21 protein-coding genes, 1 tRNA gene and 1 pseudogene are annotated in these 21,048 nt (G+C 72.3%); 10 read left to right on the top strand and 13 right to left on the bottom strand.

Features of this window, described 5'->3' with window-relative positions:
* Nucleotides 1-83 precede the first annotated feature (83 nt).
* Nucleotides 84-851: a hypothetical protein gene (locus AC5L36_RS37100; protein ID WP_441222061.1), complete on the top strand. Its 768-nt coding sequence runs from the start codon at nucleotides 84-86 to the stop codon at nucleotides 849-851.
* Here the strand turns inward: AC5L36_RS37100 and rsmI are convergent.
* Entirely contained in the window at nucleotides 839-1,726 is an 888-nt protein-coding gene (rsmI, locus tag AC5L36_RS37095; protein ID WP_441222059.1) for a 16S rRNA (cytidine(1402)-2'-O)-methyltransferase, read from the bottom strand. The two genes, AC5L36_RS37100 and rsmI, sit on opposite strands and share 13 nt — an antisense overlap.
* Between rsmI and AC5L36_RS37090 the strand changes: the two genes are divergently transcribed.
* Nucleotides 1,725-3,434 carry a dolichyl-phosphate-mannose--protein mannosyltransferase gene (locus AC5L36_RS37090; protein ID WP_441222058.1) on the top strand — a complete coding sequence of 570 codons (1,710 nt, stop codon included), beginning with the start codon at nucleotides 1,725-1,727 and terminating at the stop codon, nucleotides 3,432-3,434. The two genes, rsmI and AC5L36_RS37090, sit on opposite strands and share 2 nt — an antisense overlap.
* A gap of 893 nt (nucleotides 3,435-4,327) precedes the next feature.
* Here AC5L36_RS37090 and AC5L36_RS37085 read toward each other — a convergent pair.
* From AC5L36_RS37085 to AC5L36_RS37070, 4 genes are all read right to left on the bottom strand, one after another.
* Complete coding sequence (locus AC5L36_RS37085) at nucleotides 4,328-5,434, bottom strand: cytochrome P450 family protein (RefSeq protein WP_441222056.1); 1,107 nt, start codon at nucleotides 5,432-5,434, stop codon at nucleotides 4,328-4,330.
* Nucleotides 5,431-6,663 carry an MAB_1171c family putative transporter gene (locus tag AC5L36_RS37080; protein ID WP_441222054.1) on the bottom strand — a complete coding sequence of 411 codons (1,233 nt, stop codon included), beginning with the start codon at nucleotides 6,661-6,663 and terminating at the stop codon, nucleotides 5,431-5,433. The genes AC5L36_RS37085 and AC5L36_RS37080 overlap by 4 nt, the downstream gene beginning before the upstream one ends.
* 66 nt (nucleotides 6,664-6,729) lie before the next feature.
* Nucleotides 6,730-7,278: a hypothetical protein gene (locus AC5L36_RS37075; RefSeq protein WP_441222053.1), complete on the bottom strand. Its 549-nt coding sequence runs from the start codon at nucleotides 7,276-7,278 to the stop codon at nucleotides 6,730-6,732.
* Complete coding sequence (locus AC5L36_RS37070; RefSeq protein ID WP_441222051.1) at nucleotides 7,275-7,751, bottom strand: XRE family transcriptional regulator; 477 nt, start codon at nucleotides 7,749-7,751, stop codon at nucleotides 7,275-7,277. Before AC5L36_RS37070 ends, AC5L36_RS37075 begins: the two co-directional genes overlap by 4 nt.
* An 808-nt stretch (nucleotides 7,752-8,559) precedes the next feature.
* Here AC5L36_RS37070 and AC5L36_RS37065 point away from each other — a divergent pair.
* The 4 genes from AC5L36_RS37065 to AC5L36_RS37050 are packed head-to-tail and all read left to right on the top strand — an operon-like array spanning nucleotide 8,560 to nucleotide 12,556.
* Nucleotides 8,560-9,129 carry a hypothetical protein gene (locus AC5L36_RS37065; RefSeq protein WP_441222049.1) on the top strand — a complete coding sequence of 190 codons (570 nt, stop codon included), beginning with the start codon at nucleotides 8,560-8,562 and terminating at the stop codon, nucleotides 9,127-9,129.
* Complete coding sequence (locus tag AC5L36_RS37060; RefSeq protein ID WP_441222047.1) at nucleotides 9,126-11,213, top strand: bifunctional polysaccharide deacetylase/glycosyltransferase family 2 protein; 2,088 nt, start codon at nucleotides 9,126-9,128, stop codon at nucleotides 11,211-11,213. The genes AC5L36_RS37065 and AC5L36_RS37060 overlap by 4 nt, the downstream gene beginning before the upstream one ends.
* Nucleotides 11,206-12,222, top strand: a complete 1,017-nt coding sequence (locus tag AC5L36_RS37055) for an acyltransferase family protein (RefSeq protein WP_441222046.1) — start codon at nucleotides 11,206-11,208, stop codon at nucleotides 12,220-12,222. The genes AC5L36_RS37060 and AC5L36_RS37055 overlap by 8 nt, the downstream gene beginning before the upstream one ends.
* Entirely contained in the window at nucleotides 12,206-12,556 is a 351-nt protein-coding gene (locus AC5L36_RS37050) for an MmcQ/YjbR family DNA-binding protein (RefSeq protein ID WP_441222044.1), read from the top strand. The genes AC5L36_RS37055 and AC5L36_RS37050 overlap by 17 nt, the downstream gene beginning before the upstream one ends.
* A gap of 115 nt (nucleotides 12,557-12,671) precedes the next feature.
* Here AC5L36_RS37050 and AC5L36_RS37045 read toward each other — a convergent pair.
* The 6 genes from AC5L36_RS37045 to AC5L36_RS37020 all read right to left on the bottom strand — a co-directional run bounded on the left by AC5L36_RS37045 (nucleotide 12,672) and on the right by AC5L36_RS37020 (nucleotide 18,623).
* Nucleotides 12,672-12,748: transfer RNA gene (locus tag AC5L36_RS37045), tRNA-Ala, on the bottom strand.
* Nucleotides 12,749-12,866: 118 nt separating this feature from the next.
* Nucleotides 12,867-13,631 carry a divisome protein SepX/GlpR gene (gene sepX / locus AC5L36_RS37040; RefSeq protein WP_441222258.1) on the bottom strand — a complete coding sequence of 255 codons (765 nt, stop codon included), beginning with the start codon at nucleotides 13,629-13,631 and terminating at the stop codon, nucleotides 12,867-12,869.
* A gap of 101 nt (nucleotides 13,632-13,732) precedes the next feature.
* Nucleotides 13,733-14,362: a GNAT family N-acetyltransferase gene (locus AC5L36_RS37035; protein WP_441222042.1), complete on the bottom strand. Its 630-nt coding sequence runs from the start codon at nucleotides 14,360-14,362 to the stop codon at nucleotides 13,733-13,735.
* Nucleotides 14,359-15,642 (bottom strand): molybdopterin molybdotransferase MoeA, encoded by a 1,284-nt coding sequence (locus tag AC5L36_RS37030; protein ID WP_441222040.1) that lies wholly within the window; start codon nucleotides 15,640-15,642, stop codon nucleotides 14,359-14,361. The genes AC5L36_RS37035 and AC5L36_RS37030 overlap by 4 nt, the downstream gene beginning before the upstream one ends.
* On the bottom strand, nucleotides 15,639-16,568 hold the full coding sequence (locus AC5L36_RS37025; RefSeq protein ID WP_441222038.1) for a UTP--glucose-1-phosphate uridylyltransferase: 930 nt from the start codon (nucleotides 16,566-16,568) through the stop codon (nucleotides 15,639-15,641). The genes AC5L36_RS37030 and AC5L36_RS37025 overlap by 4 nt, the downstream gene beginning before the upstream one ends.
* A gap of 9 nt (nucleotides 16,569-16,577) precedes the next feature.
* A complete protein-coding gene (locus AC5L36_RS37020) occupies nucleotides 16,578-18,623 on the bottom strand; it encodes a GGDEF domain-containing protein (RefSeq protein ID WP_441222036.1) in 2,046 nt (681 codons plus the stop codon).
* 83 nt (nucleotides 18,624-18,706) lie between these two features.
* On the opposite strand from AC5L36_RS37020, the gene AC5L36_RS37015 reads away from it, so the two are divergent.
* Entirely contained in the window at nucleotides 18,707-19,309 is a 603-nt protein-coding gene (locus AC5L36_RS37015) for a 5-formyltetrahydrofolate cyclo-ligase (protein ID WP_441222034.1), read from the top strand.
* A gap of 45 nt (nucleotides 19,310-19,354) precedes the next feature.
* A pseudogene (locus tag AC5L36_RS37010) lies at nucleotides 19,355-19,474 on the top strand (FmdB family zinc ribbon protein); the annotation flags it as partial.
* Between the two features lie 62 nt (nucleotides 19,475-19,536).
* Here AC5L36_RS37010 and AC5L36_RS37005 read toward each other — a convergent pair.
* Nucleotides 19,537-19,695 carry a hypothetical protein gene (locus AC5L36_RS37005; RefSeq protein ID WP_441222265.1) on the bottom strand — a complete coding sequence of 53 codons (159 nt, stop codon included), beginning with the start codon at nucleotides 19,693-19,695 and terminating at the stop codon, nucleotides 19,537-19,539.
* Between the two features lie 144 nt (nucleotides 19,696-19,839).
* Here AC5L36_RS37005 and AC5L36_RS37000 point away from each other — a divergent pair, with 144 nt between their 5' ends.
* On the top strand, nucleotides 19,840-20,316 hold the full coding sequence (locus AC5L36_RS37000; protein ID WP_441222032.1) for a flagellar biosynthesis protein FlgA: 477 nt from the start codon (nucleotides 19,840-19,842) through the stop codon (nucleotides 20,314-20,316).
* Here the strand turns inward: AC5L36_RS37000 and AC5L36_RS36995 are convergent, their stop codons facing one another.
* Nucleotides 20,317-20,490: a hypothetical protein gene (locus AC5L36_RS36995; RefSeq protein ID WP_441222030.1), complete on the bottom strand. Its 174-nt coding sequence runs from the start codon at nucleotides 20,488-20,490 to the stop codon at nucleotides 20,317-20,319.
* 66 nt (nucleotides 20,491-20,556) lie between these two features.
* On the opposite strand from AC5L36_RS36995, the gene AC5L36_RS36990 reads away from it, so the two are divergent.
* The gene (locus tag AC5L36_RS36990) at nucleotides 20,557-20,883 is read left to right on the top strand and encodes a translation initiation factor 2 (protein WP_441222028.1); all 327 of its coding nucleotides are present in this window, start codon (nucleotides 20,557-20,559) and stop codon (nucleotides 20,881-20,883) included.
* Nucleotides 20,884-21,048: the final 165 nt, after the last annotated feature.

The following is a 21,048-nucleotide window of genomic DNA, read 5'->3' as shown; positions in this document are numbered from 1 at the left end:
AAAAGGGTGGTGGCGTTCAAGCCCGCCGATCCGTTAGCGTGCCCCCGCCCGGCCCGAAGGGCCAGCGACCACCGGGGGATCTCATGGCCACACGCGGCACCGCCCTGCTCGGTTTGGGCCTCGTCGGCGTCGTGCTCGGCACTGCCGGATGCATCGGCACCGACCACCCCGAGCCGCGGCCGCTGGAGAGCAGCACCACCTCCGCCGCGGCGCTCCCCGAGGGCCGGGACGAGTTTCTCGAGGCGCTGCGACGGACTCAGGGGGCGAGCCATCGTTACACCGCGGGCGGCGACCTGCCCGATGGGGAACGTGTGCAGGCGTCCGGCGCCTTCGACTCCAAGGCGCGGCTCTTCGAGGCGAAGATCAAGACCAGTGGCGGGAAGTACCCGTCGCACACCCACCGGATCGTCGTCGGCAAGCACGACTACATGCGCAACGTAGGTGACAAGTACTGGGTCCACCTCGACCTCAGCCGGGTGAAGAAGGACAGCCTCGTCTACTTCGACATGAGCGATCCGACCGGCCTCACGGAGTTCGGCTCGCTGATCGGTTCGATGCGGCGCACCGCGCCGGGCAAGTACCAAGGGCACTTCAACCCCGAGAGTGGGCCCCGCCCGTTTCTGCCGCTGGGCGCGCCTGGCGTGGTGTCGCTCGGCATCCGCATCGCCGACTTCACGGCCACCACCGACGCCAAGGGGTGGGTCACGTCGATCACGGTGGAGCTGGAGCCCAGCAAGGGGCCGAAGCTGTCGATGACCACCACGTTCAGCGGCCACGGCACGAAGCTGCCGATCAAGGCGCCGCCGAAGGCGCAGGTGCGCGAGGCCGACGGCATGTACTACGCCAAGTGAGGGGCGTGCACCACCTCGTAGACCTCGCGGCGGCGCAGCCCGTACTCCTCGGCCACCGCCGTGATGGCATCCCTCCGGGTGGTACCCGCGGCCTCCAGGCGGGCGACCGCGGCCCGGACCTCGCTCGCGGGCGGTGCGGCGCGGTCGGCCGGCGTGGCTCCGCCGACGACCAGGGTGATCTCGCCGCGGGGCTGGCCCGCCGCGGCCCAGGCCGCGAGCTCGCCGAGCGGGCGGCGGAGCACCTCCTCGTAGGTCTTGGTCAGCTCCCGGCACACCGCCGCGGGCCGCTCCGCGCCGAACGCCTCCGCCAGGTCACCCAGGCAGGCGGCCACCCGGTGGGGCGACTCGAAGAAGACCATCGTGCGCGGCTCGCCGGCGAGCTCGCGCAGCCGGGCGCGGCGGGCACCGGCGGCGCGGGGCAGGAAGCCCTCGAAGCAGAAGCGGTCGGCGGGCAGCCCGGACACGGCCAGTGCGGTGGTCACCGCGCTGGGGCCGGGCACGGCGGTCACCGGTATCCCGGCGTCGAGCGCGGCCCGCACCAGCCGGTAGCCGGGGTCGGACACGCTCGGCATGCCCCCGTCGGTGATCAGCGCGACGAAGGACCCCTCGCGGAGCGCGTTGACCAGGTCCGGAGTGCGGCGTTCCTCGTTGCCCTCGAAGTAGGAGACGATCCGGCCGGCGACGTTGATCTCCAGGTCACGCGCCAGCCGGGTGAGTCTGCGAGTGTCCTCGGCCGCCACCACGTCGGCGGTGGTTAGGGTGTCGCGCAGGCGGACAGAAGCGTCGGCGACGTTGCCGAGCGGCGCGCCAACGAGCACCAACCTGCCACTACCGGACGTTTCACCCACAGCTAACGGCCTTTCATCGAAGTTCATGACACCAACAGATGGGCAGTGCGCGCCAGATCACACTCCGGCAGCCTACGATCGCGGGGTGACCCCGGCGGCGACAGCACAGACAGCCAGCCCAACGGCACCGGAGGCCGCACCCGAGGCGGCCGAGACGACCGGTGTCGTTGCCCATGGCGACGACAGGCCCGAGAGCGAGCCGGAGCGTTCCGGCGTCGCCGAGATCGTGCGGCGGCGGCTGCTGCCGTTCGACGCGCGGCTGGACCCGTACTCGTGGTTGGCCACCGGCGTCATCGTGCTCATCGCGGGCATCCTCCGCCTGGTCAACCTCAACAGGCCCAAGGGCCTGATCTTCGACGAGGTCTACTACCCCACCGACGCCTGGGACATGTTGCAACACGGCGTGGAGTGGGACGACAAGAACAACGGCCCGGCCTACGTCGTCCACCCGCCACTCGGCAAGTGGATGATCGCGATCGGCGAGCAGACCTTCGGATACAACGAGTGGGGCTGGCGGATCTCCGCCGCGGTCATCGGCACCCTCTCCGTCCTGCTCATGGTGCGCATCGCCCGCCGCATGTTCCACTCCACGGTGCTCGGCTGCGCGGCCGGCCTGCTGATGGCGCTCGACGGTTTCCACCTCGTGCTGTCCCGCATCGGCCTGCTCGACATCTTCCTGATGTTCTTCATCCTGGCCGCGTTCGGCACGCTGGTGATGGACCGCGACTCCCGGCGCGCCAGATGGCTACGCGCCCTGGAAGGCGGCCTCGACCCCACCGCACCCGGCCGCGCCGGCCGCCTGCCCATCCGCGTCCCGTGGTGGCGCATCGCCACGTTCGCCCTGCTCGGCTGCGCCTGCGCGGTCAAGTGGAGCGCGATCTGGTTCGTGCCCGTCTTCGTGCTGATGATCGTGCTGTGGGAGGTGGGCGCCCGCCGCTCGGCCGGCGTGCGCAGGCCCTGGCGCGACGCGTTCATCGGTGAGACCGGCTGGCTGCTGCTCGGCGCGGTGGTGATGGTGCTGACCTACACGGCTAGCTGGTCCGGATGGTTCCTCACCGACGACGGATACTTCCGCCACTGGCTCGCCGACAACGGCCGCTCCGAGCCACCCATCATCGGCGCGCTGCACAACCTGTGGCACTACCACGTAGAGGCCTACAAGTTCCACAGCGGACTCGACGACAAGCACCAGTACCAGTCCTGGCCCTGGCAGTGGCTGCTGCTCGGCCGGCCGATCGCGTTCCACTGGACCACCGACGGCGCCTGCGGTGCCTCCAGCTGCGCCTCGCACATCCTGCTGCTCGGCACGCCGCTGCTGTGGTGGTCGTTCATCCCGGCACTGGCCGCGCTGGCCTGGTTCGGCATCGCCCGCCGCGACTGGCGCGCCGGCGCGATCCTCCTCTGCGTGGCCGCCGCGCTGCTGCCCTGGTTCTACTTCGCCGCACAGCACCGCACGATGTTCGCCTTCTACGCGCTGCCAGCCGAGCCGTTCCTGATCCTGGCCGTCGTCTACGTGCTCGGCGCGATCATGACACCCGCCAGATCCCTGGCCACCACCGACGGCCGACCACCAGACTCAGGCGTCGACCGGCGCATGGTCGGCGCCGTGATCGCCGGCGCCTACGTGCTGCTGGTCGCCATCTGCTTCGCGTACTTCTATCCGATCTTCGTCGGACAATCCATCCCATACGAAGACTGGTCCGCCCGCATGTGGCTGGGCGGCCGCTGGATCTAGGTCCGCTCTCCACTCTCGACTTTCACAGAACGCCGCATGATGCATGACCAAGGCCCAGTGGGCAGCGAGTAGATCTAGACGCGTTTCGGGGTCAGGGTCGCCGCCCGTCGTGGCATTACGTCGAGGCGGATTTTCCCACGTCCGCGTCAGCGGCGGGCCGTATGTGCGGGTCCCCGGGGAAACGTGGAGCGCAGCGGAGCGTTTTCTTGGGGTGCTTTCCCGCGGGCACCGTTCCCGGCCGGCGGCTCGCAGAGCGAGCCGAAAGCCCCGGCCGTCCACTGCCAGCTCCGCGAGACAAGCCCCGAGGGGGGGTCTTTCGCGGGCAGTGGCAGACCCCAACCCCCGCCACCCTGACGCAGCGTAACCAGGCCCAGCGCCGGGACTTCGAGATTCTCGCATCGCGCACACCGCGGCGGCGGTTACTCGCGGCGACGAAACCCCGGTTACTTCCCGGATCGCCGATCCGGCAGCAGGCATTGTGGACAAACGTCGACCACCGCCTGGTGCGGGGTGAGCGTGACCAGCGGCGGACGGGTGAGGCCGCGGGAGCAGCGGTCCGGACCACGACGGACGTCGCGGTAGCTCAAATCTCTGTCTAAATAAGGGATTCAGCGGCCGAAATCCCCCCGAGCCCGAAGGGTCTCTAGACGACTTGTGGTCGTCCCCAAACCCAAAATCGTCTAGATCTACTCTTCGGACCGGCATGAATATCGAAGGCCAGCGGAGCGATCGCCGCACTGAGCCAAGCGCAGCGATCGCGCGAAGCCCAGCCCATGCCGTCATCCACCAGCGCCGGGGCCGCCATGCCACGCGCGCACAGTGACAATCAGTCGGCGGCTGACGGCTGGTCCCGCGGGGGCACGACGGGCGACCAAACGCGGACGTGGGGCATGTCAAAGCACCGGCAGCTCGACCAGGCCTCGGGCGCGAAACGTCGGCCGCCACCGCAGCTCCTCCACCGGCACGGCCAGCGCCAGATCCGGCAGCCGGCGCAGCAGCGTGCCGACGGCGATCCGCGCCTCCAGGCGGGCCAGCGGCGCACCCAGGCAGTAGTGGATGCCGTGGCCGAGCGAGAGATGCGGGTTTTCCGCCCGCCCGAGGTCGACCGTGTCCGGGTCCTGCCACCGCGCGGGGTCACGGTTGGCCGCCGCCAGCCCGAGCAGCACTGTCTCGCCCTTGGGGATCGTCACCTCGCCGATCGTCACGTCTTCGGTCGGGAAGCGGCGGATCGACACGGGCGCCGGGGGTTCGTGGCGCATGAGTTCGTCCACAGCGGACGGCAGGAGTGCCGGGTCGGCGCGGAGCGTGGCCGCCAGGCCCCGGTCGCGCAGCAGTGCCAGGACGGCGTTGCCGATCAGGTTGACGGTGTTTTCGTAGCCCGCGAAGAGCACCAGGAACGCCAGCGACGTCAGCTCGTCCTCGGAGAGCCGGTCGCCCTCGTCGCGCGCGGCGATCATCGCGGAGAGCAGGTCGGGGCCGGGCGTGGCGCGGCGGTGCGCGACGAGTTCGGACAGGAAGTGGTGGATCGACACGATCGCCGCGCCGGCCGCCTCCCGCGAGCTGGTGACCATGTCGTTGGTCCAGCCGCGCAGGCGCGCGAGGTCTTCGAGCGGCACGTCGAACATCTCGCCGACCACCCCGATCGGGAGCGGCTCGGCGTACGTGGCGATCAGGTCGACCGGCCCGCTGGCGGGCAGCGCGTCGATCAGCCGGTCGGCGAGGCGCTGCACGCCGGGCCGCATCTCCTCGACCCGCCGTGGCGTGAACGCCTGGCTCACCAGCGAACGGATGCGGGTGTGCTGCGGCGGGTCCATGTTGAGCAGGTTGGCGTCGAGCGCGGGCGGCAGCGTGAAGCCGGCCCAGCCGGTCGCGTGCCGCTTGTCGAGCGAGAGCCGCGGGTCGGCGAGGGCCGCCCGCACCTCGGCGTAGCGGGTCACCAGCCAGACGGGCGACCCGTCCGGCAGCGCGATCTTCCGAGCGGGTCCCACATCTGCGCTCACATCGCCACCTCGGTCTCTTCGGCGGGAAGTGCGTCGCGGCCGGCCACCGCGGCGGCCACCACCGGCGAGCCGGCGTAGGCGCGCGACACGCGGACGAGCCGGGCCACCTCCTGTGCCAGGTCGGTGCCCTCGTCCGGGCGGCCGGGCGCCGGCTCGCCGGCGCCGTCGCCTTCCTCGGCCGCTCGCGGCGATCCGTGTGCGTACGCCCGGACCGCGCCGCGCAGCCGGGCCGCCTCCATCACCGCCGCCAGGTCGTCTGAGCGCAGCCCCAAGCGCGTGCCTATCCGCCCGGCGCGGCTGGCGGCGGCCTCGTCCAGGTACGGACGGAGAGCCAGCGAGCCGTCGTACAGCTCGATCACCCGGCGGTAGAGGCGGCGGTCCAGGTTGGACAGCGGGGCGGCGACGGGCGGGTCGAGCGCGATCTGGGGCATCAGCCGGTGCAGGTCCGACCACAGTGGCTGGAGCTGCCGGTACTGCCGGCGGCGGCGCACCCAGCCGCGGAACTGGGACAGCCGCGGACCCCAGGCCGGCATGGTGAGCCCGAGGACGACCAGGAGCGCGCCGAGGCTCGCCGCGGGCGGTGCGAGCGGCTCCCACCGGCGGATGTCCGCGCCCGCCTGCGCGCCGATCACGTCGGCGACCCGGACGCCGGCGTAGACCAGCCCGCTCGCGGCGCCGACCGCGGTGGTGCGCAGGCCGCGCCGCAGCCACGAACGGCCGGCGACGTGCGCGTACGGCCAGCAGAGCCGGACCACGTCGACCATGCCGAGTGCGAACGCGGAGAGGTAGACGAGCAGGTACGCGGCGAAGATCGGGCGCTCGGCGTACGTGGTCACGAAGTCGGTGGTGTGCGGCTCGGTCGGCCCGGCGGCGAGGAACAGCACCACGAGCGCCACCGCCGCCACCGCGAGGAGGGTGAGCCGCGCGCGGGCCCGCCGCCGGGCCACCTCGGGCGGGTTGACCCACCACAGCACGAGCAGCTGCACCGTGCCGGAAAACGCCACCACGCACAGGTGTGCCCAGAGGGCGGCGAGGTTGGGTACGCCGGTGACGCGGTCGAGCCAGCTCCACACCGCCGGCGTGGACACGGTGAAGGTGGAGCCGAGCAGGGCCAGCGCGCCGCACACGGCGATCCGCGACGGGTTGCGCCCGCGGCGCAGGTCGCGGATCTTGACCGCGAGGCCGATCCAGGCCACGGCGGCCAGCGCCGGGTAAAGCACCTGGTGCATACGGTCTCCCCGATGCTACGGCTCGTCGGTCACGTATCCGCTGAGTCTGATGGCGTGCTCACCGGCTCACCCTAGTGAGCGCTCGATCCGCGCCACCACGTCCACGGCGTCCATCGGCACGTGCCAGGTGCGTTCCGGCGCCCAGGAGTGGGCTCGGCGCAGCAGCAGCTCGGCGATGATCTCCGCCTCGGCCTCCTCGCGGCGGTCGTAGCCGGCGTCGCGCGCGAGTGCCTGCCGCACGACGATCGGATCCAGTGTGGACAGCAGGGCGGGCGTGCCCGGTTCGGAGTCTTCGATGTGGCCGGTCGTGTGGCCGGCGATCAGGTGGCCCAGCTCGTGGGCGATGATGTGCTGCTGGTGGAGCGGGCGGGTGCCGCTGTCGTAGCAGAGGTAGTGCGCCCGGCTGCCGCTGATCACCAGCCCGGAGGGCCCGTCGGCGGGCATCGCGACCGGGAGCAGGTGGATCGGCTCACCGATCCGGTCACCCACCTCGCGACACAGCGCCTCCGCGTCGAACGGCACGGGCACGCTGATGTCGCGCACGAGCCGGGCGCACTGGCGGCGCATCCGCCGCCGGTCTTCGCTGCCCTCGTCCCAGCCCAGCCACGGGGTCACGATCGCGCCTCCCGCCCGGACGCGACGCTCGATCCGTCCGGCTTGTCTTCGTCGCTCAGCCCTTCGAGCTCGAGGCAGCGGTCGACGACCTGCTGCACGAGCCGCTGGCTGGCTTCGGAGAGCCCGGCGCTCTCCAGCACGGTGCGCAGCGCCACCCGCTTGGCGCCCAGCTGGCGCAGGCTGGAAAGCAGTTCGAGGTCGCGGTCGGTGCGGCGGGTAACGGCCTCGTCGAAGAAGTACGCCGGGGCGACCCCGAAGAACCCGGCCAGGGCCTGTAGGTGGCGCATCGTGGGGTTGGTGCGCTCGCCACGACGAAGCATCCACAGGTAGGTGGCCGACATGCTCTCGCCACCGTCGCGGATGGCGGAGGCGACCTCCTCGTTGCTGTACGGCCCGCGATCCCGGGGGTGGATCGTGCGGAAGAGCTGATTGATCTTGTCCGCGAGGGTGCGCGGCTCACCTGGAGTCGTCACCGGGGATCACCTCCGATGGACCGGGCCGACCGGTGTGGACCAGGAGCCTGTCCCGGCCCACACCGGTGACCGCCGCCGACACGCGCCCTCGGCGCCCTTGAGACGACGAGAGCGCCCCCCGTTATGGCCGGCGGTCCGGGACAAGCCTCGCGACCAAGGGGGCACAATGTCAACTCGTGTGAAAGAAACTCGATCCGAACGTTCATGTTAGTTGACACCGGGAATATCGGCGGGACAGCGACGAGCAGGCCCAACGGGCCCCGGAGCAGGGATCTTGTGCCCAACTATGTCCGATATACCCAAGCGCAAGATCAGGGCGGGGTTTTCTGGACTGGACACAAAGAGGCGCGCCCCGATCGCCTGCCACGGGGGAAGCGGGCGATAGGGGCGCGCACCGGTCAGCTTAGTCACCCCGGATCAACCGCACAACGGGTCACGGCTGGTCAGATTTCTGACGCAACGACCGTGACATCGACCACTATCCCTGTACCCGTGATCTTCGCGTGCGACATGTCCGGTATGTACGAATAAGGAGGAGGTTTCGCGACGTGCCCCCAAGCGAGCCGGTCTCACAACTCAAGTAGATCTTGAGGTTTCTCACGTAGACGGCGGTCGCTATACGTTCAATCGTCGCTATCCGGACAGTAACCACATTCTGGGCCGCCCATTACAGCAGGTCACAGCGTTTCACTAAACGTGAGTGGAGCGGCACGCCAACATTTCGGACAATTCTTTCCGCGATTCTGGCGTCCCCAATCGGAGGACCGAGAATGCGGATCAGTTGACACCCGCTCTTTACGCTCCCCCGGTGACTCGACCAGAGGGTTCCACGCCGGTGTTCGTCGACGCTAGCGGGCGGCGCCGCCGGCGAGTGCGCCGCATCGCGTACGCCGTCGGTGCGGCCTGCCTGACCTACACCTGCCTCGTCGGCGCAAGTGTCATCGGGCAGCCGGCGCGTCCGGGCGCGCTAGCCCCGCTCCCGGCGCCCGCCGACCGGCCGCTCCCAGCGGTCCGGCAGACCCAGCCACCGGAGCCGCACACCGCCGGCGTGCCACTCCCGCCCGGCGACCGCCCGAACGTCGAAGCCGTCCCGATGCGGGTGCAGCGGCGTGAGCCCGCCGGGCCGCCACCGCGGCGGCCGCCGCGCGCGCCGAAGCCGCCACTGATCGAGTCGACCCCGCTGCCCGCACCCACCACCCCGCGGCCGGCACCCACCGACCCGCCCGCACCCACGGAACCGCTGCCGCCGACCGACCCGCCACCGACCGACCCGCCGGCGCCCGAGCCGACCGACCCGCCGGCGCCGGAGCCCACGCCGGAGCTGCCCCTGCTCGGCCCGATCCTCGGCCTGCTGTCCGGCGGGTCCGCGCGGCGATGAAGCCCCGCCGCGCCGTCACCTTCGCCCTCCTGCTGGTCTTCCTGAGCGTGCTCTCCGTGGAGGCGTACGCGAGCGCCCGGTTCACCCCGGACGCCAGCGGCCCCGACGGCGGCACCCGCGACGCCGTGCCGGCGGAGATCAGCGCCGGCGGGCCGATCGTCAACGCCGGCGGCGGTCCGCCCCGCTCGTACCGGCTGCCCGCCAAGACCATCGCGCTCACGTTCGACGACGGGCCGGACCCGTGGTGGACGCCACGGATCCAGCGGGTGCTCGACCGGTACGGCGTCGACGCCACCTTCTTCGTCGTCGGCTCGCAGGTCGCCCGCCACCCGGACCTGGTGCGCCGCCTCGTCGCGAACGGCCACGAGCTGGGCGTGCACACGTTCACCCACCCGCGGCTGTCCACACTGGCCGGCTGGCGGCGGCGCGCCGAGTACTCGCAGACCCAGCTCGCGATCGCCCGTGCCGCCGGCGTACGCACGTCGCTGATCCGCTTCCCGTACTCCTCCCAGCCCGACGCGATCGACGACGGCGAGTGGGAGCTGATCCGCGAGGCCGGCCGGCTCGGCTACCTCGTCGTGGTCAACGACCGGGACAGCCGCGACTGGGCTCGGCCCGGCGTCGACGCCATCGTGCGCGACGCGACGCCGCCCGGCGACTCGGGCGCCATCGTGCTGATGCACGACGCGGGCGGCGACCGCGCGCAGACCGTGGCGGCGCTCGACCGGCTCATCCCCCGGCTGCTCGCCCGCGGCTACCGCTTCACCACCGTCACCGGCGGGCTCAACCACGCGCTCGCCCACCCCACCCTCGCCCAGAACCCGGCCGCGTCCACCGCCGACAGGTGGCGCGGCACCGCCCTCGTGTGGGCGGTGGGAATCGCCGACGGCGTGCTGGCCGGCATCACGATCGTCTTCGTCGCGGTGGGCGCGCTGGCGGCCGGGCGGACGCTGCTGCTGCTCGCCCTCGCCGGCCGCCACGCCCGCCGGCGCCGCTCACCCACGTGGTCCTGGGGCCCGCCGGTCACCGAACCGGTGTCGGTCATCGTGCCCGCGTACAACGAGAAGGAGGGCATCGCCGCGGCCGTGCGGTCGCTGGCCGGCGGCGACCATCCCCGCATCGAGGTCATCGTGGTGGACGACGGGTCGACGGACGGCACCGCCGGCATCGTCGAGGCGCTCGGACTGCCCAATGTGGACGTGATCCGCAAGCCCAACGGCGGCAAGGCGAGCGCGCTCGACGCGGGCGTGGCCGCCGCACGACACGAGCTCGTGGTGATGGTCGACGGCGACACCATCCTCGAGCCCGACGCGGTGCGCCGCCTCGTGCAGCCCTTCGCCGACCCGTCGGTGGGCGCGGTCGCCGGCAACGTCAAGGTGGGCAACAGGCACAGCCTCGTCGCCCGGTGGCAGCACATCGAGTACGTGATCGGCTTCAACCTGGACCGCCGCCTCTACGAGACGCTGCGGTGCATGCCGACCGTTCCCGGCGCGATCGGCGCCTTCCGGCGCCGCGCGCTGATCAGCGTCGGCGGCATGAGCGACGACACCCTCGCCGAGGACACCGACGTCACGATGGCCCTGCTCCGCGCCGGCTGGCAGGTGGTGTACGAGGAGGGCGCGCGGGCCTGGACCGAGGCGCCGGTGACGCTGGCCGAGCTGTGGAAGCAGCGGTACCGCTGGAGCTACGGCACCATGCAGGCGATGTGGAAGCACCGGCGGGCCCTGCTGGAGAAGGGGCCGTTCGGGCGTTTCGGCCTGCCCTTCCTGGCCCTCTTCGGGGTGGCGCTGCCGCTGCTCGCGCCGGTCATCGACCTGCTCGCCGTCTACGGGCTGCTCTTCCTCGGCTGGACCGAAACCGCCCTCGCGTGGGCAGGCATGCTGGCGCTGCAAGTGGTCACCGCGGCGGTGGCGTTCCGGCTCGACCGGGAGAGCCACCGTCCGCTGTGGGTACTCCCGCTTCAACAGTTCGCCTACCGCCAGCTGATGTACCTCGTGCTGCTCCAGTCCGTGGTGACCGCGCTGACCGGTGCGCGGCTGCGCTGGCAGAAGATGCACCGCACAGGGGTCACCGGCCGTGCGTGACCGTTACCTCGACACGCTCCGCGCCGCCGCGATCGTCCGGGTCGTCGTCTACCACGCGTTTCCGGTCGCCTGGCTCGGCTACGCGTTCCCCGCGATGGGCGTGATGTTCGGCATCGGGGGCTCGCTGATGGCGCTCTCGCTGGACCGCTCCGGCGGTGCCCCCGACCGCGTGCTGGCGAGCCGGCTGCGCCGGCTGCTGCCCGCCTTCTGGGCGCTCGGGGCGGTGCTGGTGCCCGCCATGCTGTGGTCCGGCTGGGCAGATCGTCCACATTGGCCGAAGCTGCTGCTCTGGCTGGTGCCGCTCGCCCCGCCGCCGGGCAGCACCTGGGCGCTGCCCGCGACCGAGGTGCTGTGGTACATCGTCACCTACCTCTGGTTCGTCATCCTGTCGCCGATCCTGCTGTGGTCGTACCGCCGGTGGCCGCTGCGGACCGCGCTGCTGCCACTCGGCCTGGTGTTCGTGGCGGGTGAGGCGACCGTGATGAGCGACCTGGCCACGTTCGGCGCGTGCTGGGTCGCCGGCTTCGCCCACCGCGACGGCGTGCTGCGCCGCATGGCCAAGCCGCTGCTGGCCGCCGTGGCTCTTGCCTGCGTCGGGGCTGGTGTCTCGTGGGTTTTGATCTTCACGCCCGGCGAGTTCGACCTCAACGACATCCCGCCCGCCCAGGCCCTCTACTCGCTCGGTTTCGTGCTCGTGCTGCTGCGGCTGTCACCCCGCCTGGACTGGCGCCCACTCGACCGCGTGGTGTCCGTGCTCAACCGCCGCGCCGTCACCATCTACCTCTGGCACAACCCGGCGATCGCGGCCTGCTTCGTGGTGGGCGACGCGGTCGGCGCGTGGCGGCTTGGCCAGGCGGGCTACCTGGCGGTGGCGCTGGTGCTGCTGCTGGTGCCGGTGACACTGCTGGGCCGGCTCGAGGACATCTCCCGCCTAAGCTCCGGGTATGGACGTGGTAGAGCGGCTGCGAGCGATCTGCACGGCGTTTCCGGAGGTGACCGAAAGACCTAGCCACGGCGCGCCGACCTGGTTCGTGCGAGACAAGAAGACTTTCGTCACGCTGTGGGAGCACGGCCACCACGACGCCGACTTCCCGCATCTGTGGTGCGCCGCGCCACCCGGCGCCCAGGGTGAGCTGATCGCCGAACGCCCCGAGCGCTTCTTCCGCCCGCCGTACGTGGGCCACCGCGGCTGGCTCGGCGCCCGCCTCGACGGCGAGGTCGACTGGGCCGAGATCGCCGAACTCTGCGAAGACGCCTACCGCACGATCGCGCCCGCGACCCTGGTCAAGCGGCTGGACGCCGAAACTCGACCCGCCACCGACCCGCGACCTTCTCGACCGTAACCGGCGACGGATACCGGTTGACGGACTCGATGTCTTCGCCGCCCGACCGGCTCACCTCATCGGGATCCGTCATGCCCCATATCCCAGGGCGCGCGTAAGGGCGTCTGATGAAAGGTGGTGGAGCTGAGGGGATTTGAACCCCTGACCCCCTCGATGCGAACGAGGTGCGCTACCGGTCTGCGCCACAGCCCCGCCGCTGAGCCGGAGCCCAGCAAGCCAGCCCGCACCCCGGCAAAACCTGGCAGCGGACCGGCGCCAAGGCTAACAGGTCGCCCAGGCGGACCGCGAATCAGATCCCGGCGCGGCGCGGTCAGGCCGAGTGGGCCGCGCCCGGCCGCCCGGCCTCGTACGCGCGGCCGCGCAGGCCACCCGCCCGGCGGTAGGAGACCGACGGTGCCTGGCCGCCGGTGTCCAGGCCCATCGCGGCCCGGCGGACGGCCTCGCGCTGGGCGGCCAGGCGGCGCTGCTGCTCGCGCCGCAGCGCTGCCCGGCGGGCCTGCTCGCGGCGTACCTCCGCCTGCCGTGCGGCCAGCCAGGCGGCCTCCCGTGCCTCATGGCGGCGACGGCGGCGTTCCTCCAGGGCCCGGTTGCGCAGGTGCACCATGTACACCACGAGCAGCGTCCCGGTCACGGAAACGCTGATCCAGAAGCCGGGTCCGACGACGATGACGCCGACCAGTTCGACGAGGTTGAGCAGAAACAGCGCCGCGAGCACCCGGCGGCGGCGGTAGATCGCCGGCGTGTGGCGGCGCACCGGTGGGCGGCGGCGGGGGCGGGCGGGCACCGACCGCAGGCGGCCGCGGCGGCCGGTGGGTGCGGGCGAGACCGGGGCAGCGGAGACCGGGATGCCGGAGACCGGCGCCGCGGGGCGCAGGGACAAAACCACCCTTGAAGCGCGGATCGGGCGGGGCCCAGGCACGGTGCGGCGGCGGCGCTGGCGCTGGAGCACCCGTGCCGTCGACTGCGCCCGCTCCGCCACCAGGCGTTCTGTCGCGTCGTACCGGCGTACCAGCGCCGGCGCGAGGGCGAGTAGCCCGGCGGCGGCGAGGACGGCGAGGAGCACCGAGGTCGGCACCCTCACCCCTCCCATCACCCCATACCGTGTCCCGGTTAACTGAGGTTAAAGGGGGCTGACCAGGATAGACGCGCGCCGCGCCGGCACCCGATGTTGAAAGATCAATTAGCGGTCGCGCGCAGGCGGTGCCATCTCGCCAGCAGGCCACCGTCCGCGGCGACCTCCTCGCTGGTCAGCGCGTACCCGATGTGGTCGCGCCAGGCGCCATCGATGTGCATGTACCGCGGGTGGTAGGCCTCCTCGCGGAAGCCGAGCTTTTCGACCACCCGGCGGGACGGTTTGTTTTCCGGCCGGATGTTGACCTCGACACGGTGCAGCCCGCCCGGGCCGAACGCGTGGTCGACCGCCAGCGCCAGCGCGGTCGGGATCACGCCCTGACCCGCGACGCGCGAGTCGATCCAGTAGCCCACGTACGCCGAGCAGAACGCGCGGCGCACGATGTTGCCCAGGTTGAGGTGGCCGACAAGGTGGCCGCGCAGGCACACCGCGAACGGCATGCTCTCGCCGCGCCGGGCCGAGCGGCGCTGGTCGCGGTGCACGTACCGGAAGGCGCTCGGCGAGTTGAGCTCGGCCCACGGGCCGGGTGGGGACGACTCCCACGGTGCGAGCCACTCCTGGTTGGCCCGGCGCACCTCTGACCAGGTGTTGGCGTCGGAGCGGCGGTAGGGGCGCAGCGAGACGTGCCCGTCGACTAAGACGACCGGCCATCCCGGCGACACCCCGAAGATCATCTGCGCCGGTCCAGCAGCAGCACATCCACGGTGGAGCCGGCGGTCGCGGTGGTGACCTTCTCGCCCAGGACCAGCAGCCCGTTGGCGTCGGCCAGCCCGGACATCGTGTACGGCCCGCCGGGCAGCGGCTGCACCGTGTATCCCCCGCCACGCCGCTCGGCGACGTGGGCCGGCCGGAACTCGCGCAGCCCCGCCGGCGACGGCACGGTCTCCAGCAGGTGGGCGCGCACGCTCGGCCGGAAGACCGGCTCGGCCCCGGCGAGCAGCTGGATGGCGGGGCGGGCCAGGACCTCGAAGCCGATCAGTGCGGCCGCGGGTTCACCCGGTAGACACACGATCGGCACCTCCTCACCACCGACCGTACCGAATCCCAGGGTGGTTCCGGGATACAGTGCGACCTCCTCGAACGTCACCGCGCCATCGCGGCGGGAGAGGATGCGGCGCATCATGTCGCCCGGTCCGGTGCCGGTGCCTCCGGTGGTCACGATGAGGTCGGCGCGCAGCGTCTGGTCCTCGAGAAGCCCCCGCAGCCCCTCGGGGTCGTCGTCGCAGATGCCCACCCGGTAGGCCATCGCCCCGGCCTCCACCGCCGCGGCGGTGAGCGCGTGCGAGTTGGCGTCGACCACCTGGCCGGGCTGGCTGGCCCGACCGACGTCGACGAGCTCGTCGCCGGTGGCCACGACGACCACCCGCGGGCTGGAGCGGACCACCACGTGGCCGATGCCGGTGGCCGCGAACACCGCCACGAGCGCCGGGTTGATCTCGGTGCCGGCCCGGGCCAGCACCGTGCCGGCGGGAAGCTCCTCGCCGGCGCGGCGCAGCCCGTACCCCCGCTTGGGGGCCTGGAAGATCTCGACGGCGGCCATGCCCTGGTCGGTCCACTCCACCGGCACCACGACGTCGGCGGCGGCCGGCAGCGGCGCGCCCGCGGCGACCGAGAAGCAGGTCCCCGCGGTGAGCCGCACCGGCCGCCAGCTGGCCGCGCCGAGGTCACCCACGACGTTGAGCCGCACACCGCTCGCCCGCGGCGCCCCGTCGAGCGAGGCGGACGCGGCGGCGACGTCCTCCCACCGGGCCGCGTACCCGTCGACCGCGGCCTGGTCGAAGGCCGGGTAGGCGTGCGCCGCCACCACGTCCTGGGCGAGCACGTTGCCGTACGCCTGGGTGAGGTCGAGGTCGAGCGGTGGCAGCGGCCGCAGCCTGCGCAGCACGCTGCCCAGGTAGTCGGCGAGCGGCGTCAGCTCGTTGGCGGCCGCCTCGGCATCGGCCGTGGCTGTCATGTCCGTGTCCCCACAAAATCACGCAGCCACGAAGTGAACGCCGGGCCCAGATCCTCGCGCTGGCTCGCGATCTGCACGACCGCCTGAAGGTAGCCAAGCGGCATGCCGGTGTCGTAGCGGGTGCCGCGGTAGACGATGCCGTGCACCGGTGTCCCTTCGGAGAGCAGTAGCGCCATCGCGTCGGTCAGCTGGATCTCGCCGCCGCTGCCCGGCTTGGTGCGCTTGATCGCGTCGAAGATGGTGCCCGGCAGGATGTATCGCCCCAGCACCGCCAGGTTGCTCGGAGCGTCTTCCATCGCGGGCTTCTCCACCAGGCCGGTCACCCGCACCACCTCGCCGATGTCGGCGACCTCCGGCTCGGGGTCGGCGACGGAGGCGATGCCGTAGCGCTTGGTCTCTTCGGGCGCCACCTCCATGAAGGACAGCACGATGCCGCCGGTGCGCGCCTGAAGCTCCAGCATCGCCGGCAGCAGCGGCTCGGCCAGGTCGACGAACTCGTCGCCGAGCAGCACCGCGAACGCCTCGTCGCCGACGTGCGCCTCACCGACCCCGACCGCGTGGCCGAGCCCGAGCGGCTCGTGCTGGCGGCAGGCGTAGATATCGGCGATCTGGCTGGGCCGGCGCACCGCCGCGAGCCGCTCCTGGTCGCCCTTCTCCTCCAGGCGCGCCTCCAGGTACGGCTGGCGGTCGAAGTGGTCGATCATCGATGTCTTTCCGCGCCCGGTGATGAGCAGGACGTCGCTGATCCCGGCGGCCGCGGCCTCCTCCACGATGTACTGGAGGACCGGGCGGTCGACGACCGGCAACAGCTCCTTGGGCACCGCCTTCGTGGCGGGCAGGAAACGGGTGGCCAGGCCGGCGGCCGGGATGACCGCCTTAACGGCTCGCCGACCAGAGGGGAGGGTGGTGGCTGCGTGCTCCGACATGCCGCGAGACTATCGGCCACGGCTCTGTCGCGGCGGGTGAGTCCCAGGTGACGCGCCGCCGGCCCGGGGTAGATCGTCGTCGGGCGGGGCCGCGCCGGCCAGCACGGGTAGCTCTCGGGACTCCGGGCGCTTACCATCCGCCGCGATCCGGTACGTGTCGCGTCCGGCCGCTTTCGCCGCGTACAGGGCGTCGTCGGCCGCATCCAGCACCTGCGCTCCGGTCACGCCGTGGTCCGGATAGACGGCGATGCCGATCGAGACCGACACCTCGATGACCTCGTCACCGCAGGTGATCGGCGTGTCGCGGACCGCCGCGCCCAGGCGCTGGGCCACGGTCGCGCCACCCCGCGCGTCGGTTTCCGGCAGCAGCACCACGAACTCCTCACCCCCCTGCCGGAACGCGAGGTCGACCTCGCGCACCTCGGCTCGCACCCGCCGGGCGAACTCGGCGAGCACCGCGTCACCCGCCGCGTGCCCGTGGGTGTCGTTGACCTCCTTGAACCGGTCGAGATCGAGCGCGAGCACCGCGAGCATGCGGCCGAAGCGGCTGGCCCGCTCGACCTCACGGCGCACCGATTCCTTCAGATAGCGGTAGTTCCAGAGCCCGGTGAGCGGGTCGGTGAGCGAGAGCCGCTGCGCCTCCTCGTGTACCCGCACGTTGTCCACGGCCACCGCCGCCTGCCCCGCGAACGTGCGGAGCGTGACGAGGTCCGCGTCGTCGAACTCGTCCATGCCCAGCCGGTCGTACAGGGCGAGCACGCCGAGCGCGGGCGGCTCGAGGTCCGCGCCGTGGGTGGGGCTGGCGAAGGGCACGGCCACGTACGTACGGCAGCGGGGCTCGTCGTCCAGCATCGGCGGCCCGTCCCGGTCGACCCGCCCGCGCAGCGGTTCGCCAGTGGCGGCCACCGTCCCGAGGAGACCTCGACCCACCGGCACCCGGGGATCGGGATCCTCCAGCCCTTCCGCGCACTGCGCGACGAGTACCCCAGTCGCCGGGTCGAGCAGCAGCACCACGCCGGCCCGCGCGCCGGTCGCGGCGAGTGCGGTCTGGAGGATCACCTGGAGGATGCGGTGCAGGTCGTGGGTGCTGGAGAGCGTGTCACCCAGCACGGCGAGGTGGTTGCGGAGCTGGTCACGGCTGGCGGTGAGCGCCCGCACGTACGACTGGGTCTCGCGGGTCATCCGGTTGAACGCCGCGGCCAGCCGCCCCACCTCGTCGCGGGCCCGCACCGGAACGCGGGCGGCCAGGTCGCCGCCGGCCACCCGGTCGGCGGCACGCCCGAGCTCGGCCAGCGGACGGGTGGTCGAGCGGGCCAGCCACCAGGCGGCGAGCACCGCGAGCAGCCCGGCCAGCACCACGGCGGCCACGAGCACGGCGTAGATCCCGTCCGGCTCGCTGCGCGGCACCGAGAGCGCGAGCGGCAGCGGCTGGCCGGGCGAGGGGTCGAGGCGCCGCACGTAGCGGCCGGGTGCCGACTCGGCGACGGACTCTCCACGTACCCCCAGGGCTGCCTGGACCACCGCGTCGCGGTGGCGGGGCGACTCGGTGGTGTAGGTCGGACCGGCCCGCGTCGTGACCGCCGCGCCCGCCGCGTCGGCGAGCCGGCGCACGAAGGCCGCGTCGACGGCCTGCGCGGCCTCGACCCAGCCGAGGACGGCGCCGGCGGCGTCGCGCATCTCGACCCGCACGGCGAGCGCCTGGAACCCCTCCGGTGCCGCCCCGGAGCAGTCGGCCCACGGCCGCGCCGGGCCGCCGGGCGTGGTGACGCCGTCGACCTGCACCACCGCGGCGAGCCCGCGGGCGATCACCTGGTCGGCCACCGCGAGGCGCAGCTCTGGCGTGGACGGGAGGGCGACGGCGTCGGCCACCGCGTGCAGCTGCTGGCAGAGGGCGCCGACCGAGGACCGGACGGTGGTCGCGGCGACGTCCAGCCGATCGACCGACCGGTCGCGGCTCACCGCCGCCACGGTGGCGCCCACGAAGAAGGCTCCGAGCAGCACAGGACCGAGCACGACGGCGAGGAAAGCGGTGGTAAGCCGCCCACGCAGCGTCACCGATCCCCCTCTCGGTTTCCTCCCTCTCGGTGCGATGCTGACACAAGGGGAATAACGCGGCCGGGTTATGGCAGGAGTGTTGCGTGCCGGATTTATCGGATCTTCCGCGAAAAGCGACCCTACGGGCCGCGCTGCTCAACCGCCGCCGGTCGTTGCCGGCACCGTCGCTGGAGGACGCGTCGGCCCGCGTCGTGGCCGAGCTTGCCACTCTGGTACGCCGCCAGGGGCCCGCCTGCGTCGCCGGCTACGTCCCCGTCGGGGCGGAGCCGGGCGGCCCCGGGCTGCCGGACGCGCTCGCCGGCATGCTGAGCCCGGAGGGGCGCGTGCTGCTCCCGGTCGTGCTGCCCGACCTCGACCTCGACTGGGCCGTCTACCACGGTCCGTACTCGCTCACGCCCGGCCCGCACGGGCTGCGCGAGCCCAGCGGCCGCCGGCTGGGGCCGGACTCGATCGCCACCGCCGAGATGGTGGTGGTGCCGGCCGTGGCGGTCGACGTGCGGGGCGCGAGGCTGGGCCGGGGCGGCGGCTCGTACGACCGCGCGCTCGCCCGGGTGCCACCGGAGACCCTGGTCGTGGCCCTGCTGCACGACGGCGAGGTGGTCGAGGAGGTGCCCGACGAGCCGCACGACCGGCGGGTGGGCGCGGTGATCACGCCAGGTCACGGCCTGGTGATGTTGCCCGCTTGAAGTGGACGCGTGGACGTTCTTGGCGCATGATTAGCACTCGGATTAGTGGAGTGCCAGTCTGCGGAGGATCCGTTGCCCACCTACCAGTACGCCTGCACCGCGTGCGGCCACCAGCTCGAGGCGGTGCAGTCCTTCACCGACCAGCCGTTGACCGAGTGCCCGGCGTGCGAGGGCCGCCTGCGCAAGCTGTTCAACTCCGTCGGCATCGTGTTCAAGGGCTCGGGCTTCTACCGCACCGACTCCCGCTCATCGGCCGACAAGTCCTCCACCGACTCGTCGTCCTCCTCGGAGAAGTCGTCGTCCTCGACCTCGTCGCCGGAGAAGTCGACCACGTCCTCCTCCACGACGTCCTCGTCCTCGTCGACGACGTCATCGTCGTCGTCCACGTCCAGCTCGACCAAGCCGGCCGCGGCGACGACCTCCTAGCAGATCTACCGGCCGTCGGGGCGTTATCCACACCCGGGCCGGTTATCCACAGGCGCCCGGGCGCACCGAGCAGACCTCACCGGCGGCCACCTACCGTCCTCGGCATGCGGGAGCCCACCCTCGACCCCGTACGCCGACCCCGGATGCCGCGCGGCCGCACCATGCTGCGCGCCGGGCTGATCGCCGCGCTGCTGCTGACCGCGGTCGCCGCGCTCTACGCCCGCGACCCCGCCGCCTGCCCTCCACCACCGCCGGCGGCCGTCGCCTCGGCGCCTTCCGTCGACCCGAGCGGTCGCCTGGCCGTGCCACCGGGTGCGGTGGGCGTGCCGGTGCGGCTGGCCGAGCCCGCTGTGCTGGCGCTCGTCCACCCAGGCGACCGGGTCGACCTCCTCGCCGCGAGCGGCGCCGGTGCGGCCACGGCGTCGCCCCGACAGCCCGCGCTTCAGGCACGGGACGCGCTCGTGCTGGGCGTGGTGGGCGCCGACGGCGCGGTGCTGCTGGCCCTCAGCCCGGAGCGGGCACGCGCGATCGTCGGCCTACCCGACGGCACCCGCTTCGGCGTGATCGTGCGGCCGAAGTGACTACTCCCAGTGCGGGGGTCGATCCTCCAGCAGGCGGTCGTCGTTGGAATGCGACCACTCGCCCCAGCCACGATCGGTGTCGTCGCGAGTCTGGTCCGGCAGCACCGGGAGATCGTCCTCATCGAGGTCGACCAGGCGGTCCGGATCTTCGCGCAGGTCTTCCGCCCCGTTCACGCCAAGCAGCGTACCGAGGCATGGTTAACCGCGGGGGACCGGTTGGCGTTGATAGCGTCGGTCAGCGTGACGACCCGCAACGGCGGCCCGGCCGACGACGAGTTCTGGCGGCGGCCAGCGGACGGCAGCACCCCGCCCCCGCCCGCGCCGCCTCCCACCGAGCCGGCTCCACCGGCATACCCGGGCCCACCGCCCAGCGCACCGCCGCCGAGGGGGTGGCGTCCGCCGATCGTCATGCAGCCGGCCGCGCCCCGCGAGCTCCCCCGGCAGGACAGCGTCGGGATCGACGAGGAGGAGCGAAGCGCGCGCACGCTGACGTACGGGATCGGCATGATCGCCGCGGCCGTGCTCGTGGTGGTCGTCTGCCTGCTCTGCTCGCGCGCGCTCTTCTGACGACGCTCCCAGTGCGGTGGCCACAAACGGTGGCCGGCTTCGCCGCCCGGGTGAAGGTTTGTGGCCACCCCACTAGAGACCTTTCGGAGTCGGGGTGGACTGGCTTTGAATTCCTGTTAGGACGGAGATTGGGCTACCGCGATGTCCGTCGTGGTCCGGGCCGTT

The organism is Phytohabitans sp. LZ39, from assembly GCF_059359075.1.
The sequence above is the reverse complement of the archived record's forward strand: the minus strand, read 5'-3'. Positions and strand labels throughout refer to the sequence as shown.

Coding starts and splice junctions, on each gene's coding strand:
- AC5L36_RS37100 (WP_441222061.1), top strand. CDS start 84: ATGGCCACACGCGGCACCGCCCTGCTCGGTTTGGGCCTCGTCGGCGTC.
- AC5L36_RS37090 (WP_441222058.1), top strand. CDS start 1,725: ATGACACCAACAGATGGGCAGTGCGCGCCAGATCACACTCCGGCAGCC.
- rsmI (WP_441222059.1), bottom strand. CDS start 1,726: ATGAACTTCGATGAAAGGCCGTTAGCTGTGGGTGAAACGTCCGGTAGT.
- AC5L36_RS37080 (WP_441222054.1), bottom strand. CDS start 6,663: ATGCACCAGGTGCTTTACCCGGCGCTGGCCGCCGTGGCCTGGATCGGC.
- AC5L36_RS37060 (WP_441222047.1), top strand. CDS start 9,126: ATGAAGCCCCGCCGCGCCGTCACCTTCGCCCTCCTGCTGGTCTTCCTG.
- AC5L36_RS37035 (WP_441222042.1), bottom strand. CDS start 14,362: ATGATCTTCGGGGTGTCGCCGGGATGGCCGGTCGTCTTAGTCGACGGG.
- AC5L36_RS37030 (WP_441222040.1), bottom strand. CDS start 15,642: ATGACAGCCACGGCCGATGCCGAGGCGGCCGCCAACGAGCTGACGCCG.
- AC5L36_RS37025 (WP_441222038.1), bottom strand. CDS start 16,568: ATGTCGGAGCACGCAGCCACCACCCTCCCCTCTGGTCGGCGAGCCGTT.
- AC5L36_RS37000 (WP_441222032.1), top strand. CDS start 19,840: ATGCGGGAGCCCACCCTCGACCCCGTACGCCGACCCCGGATGCCGCGC.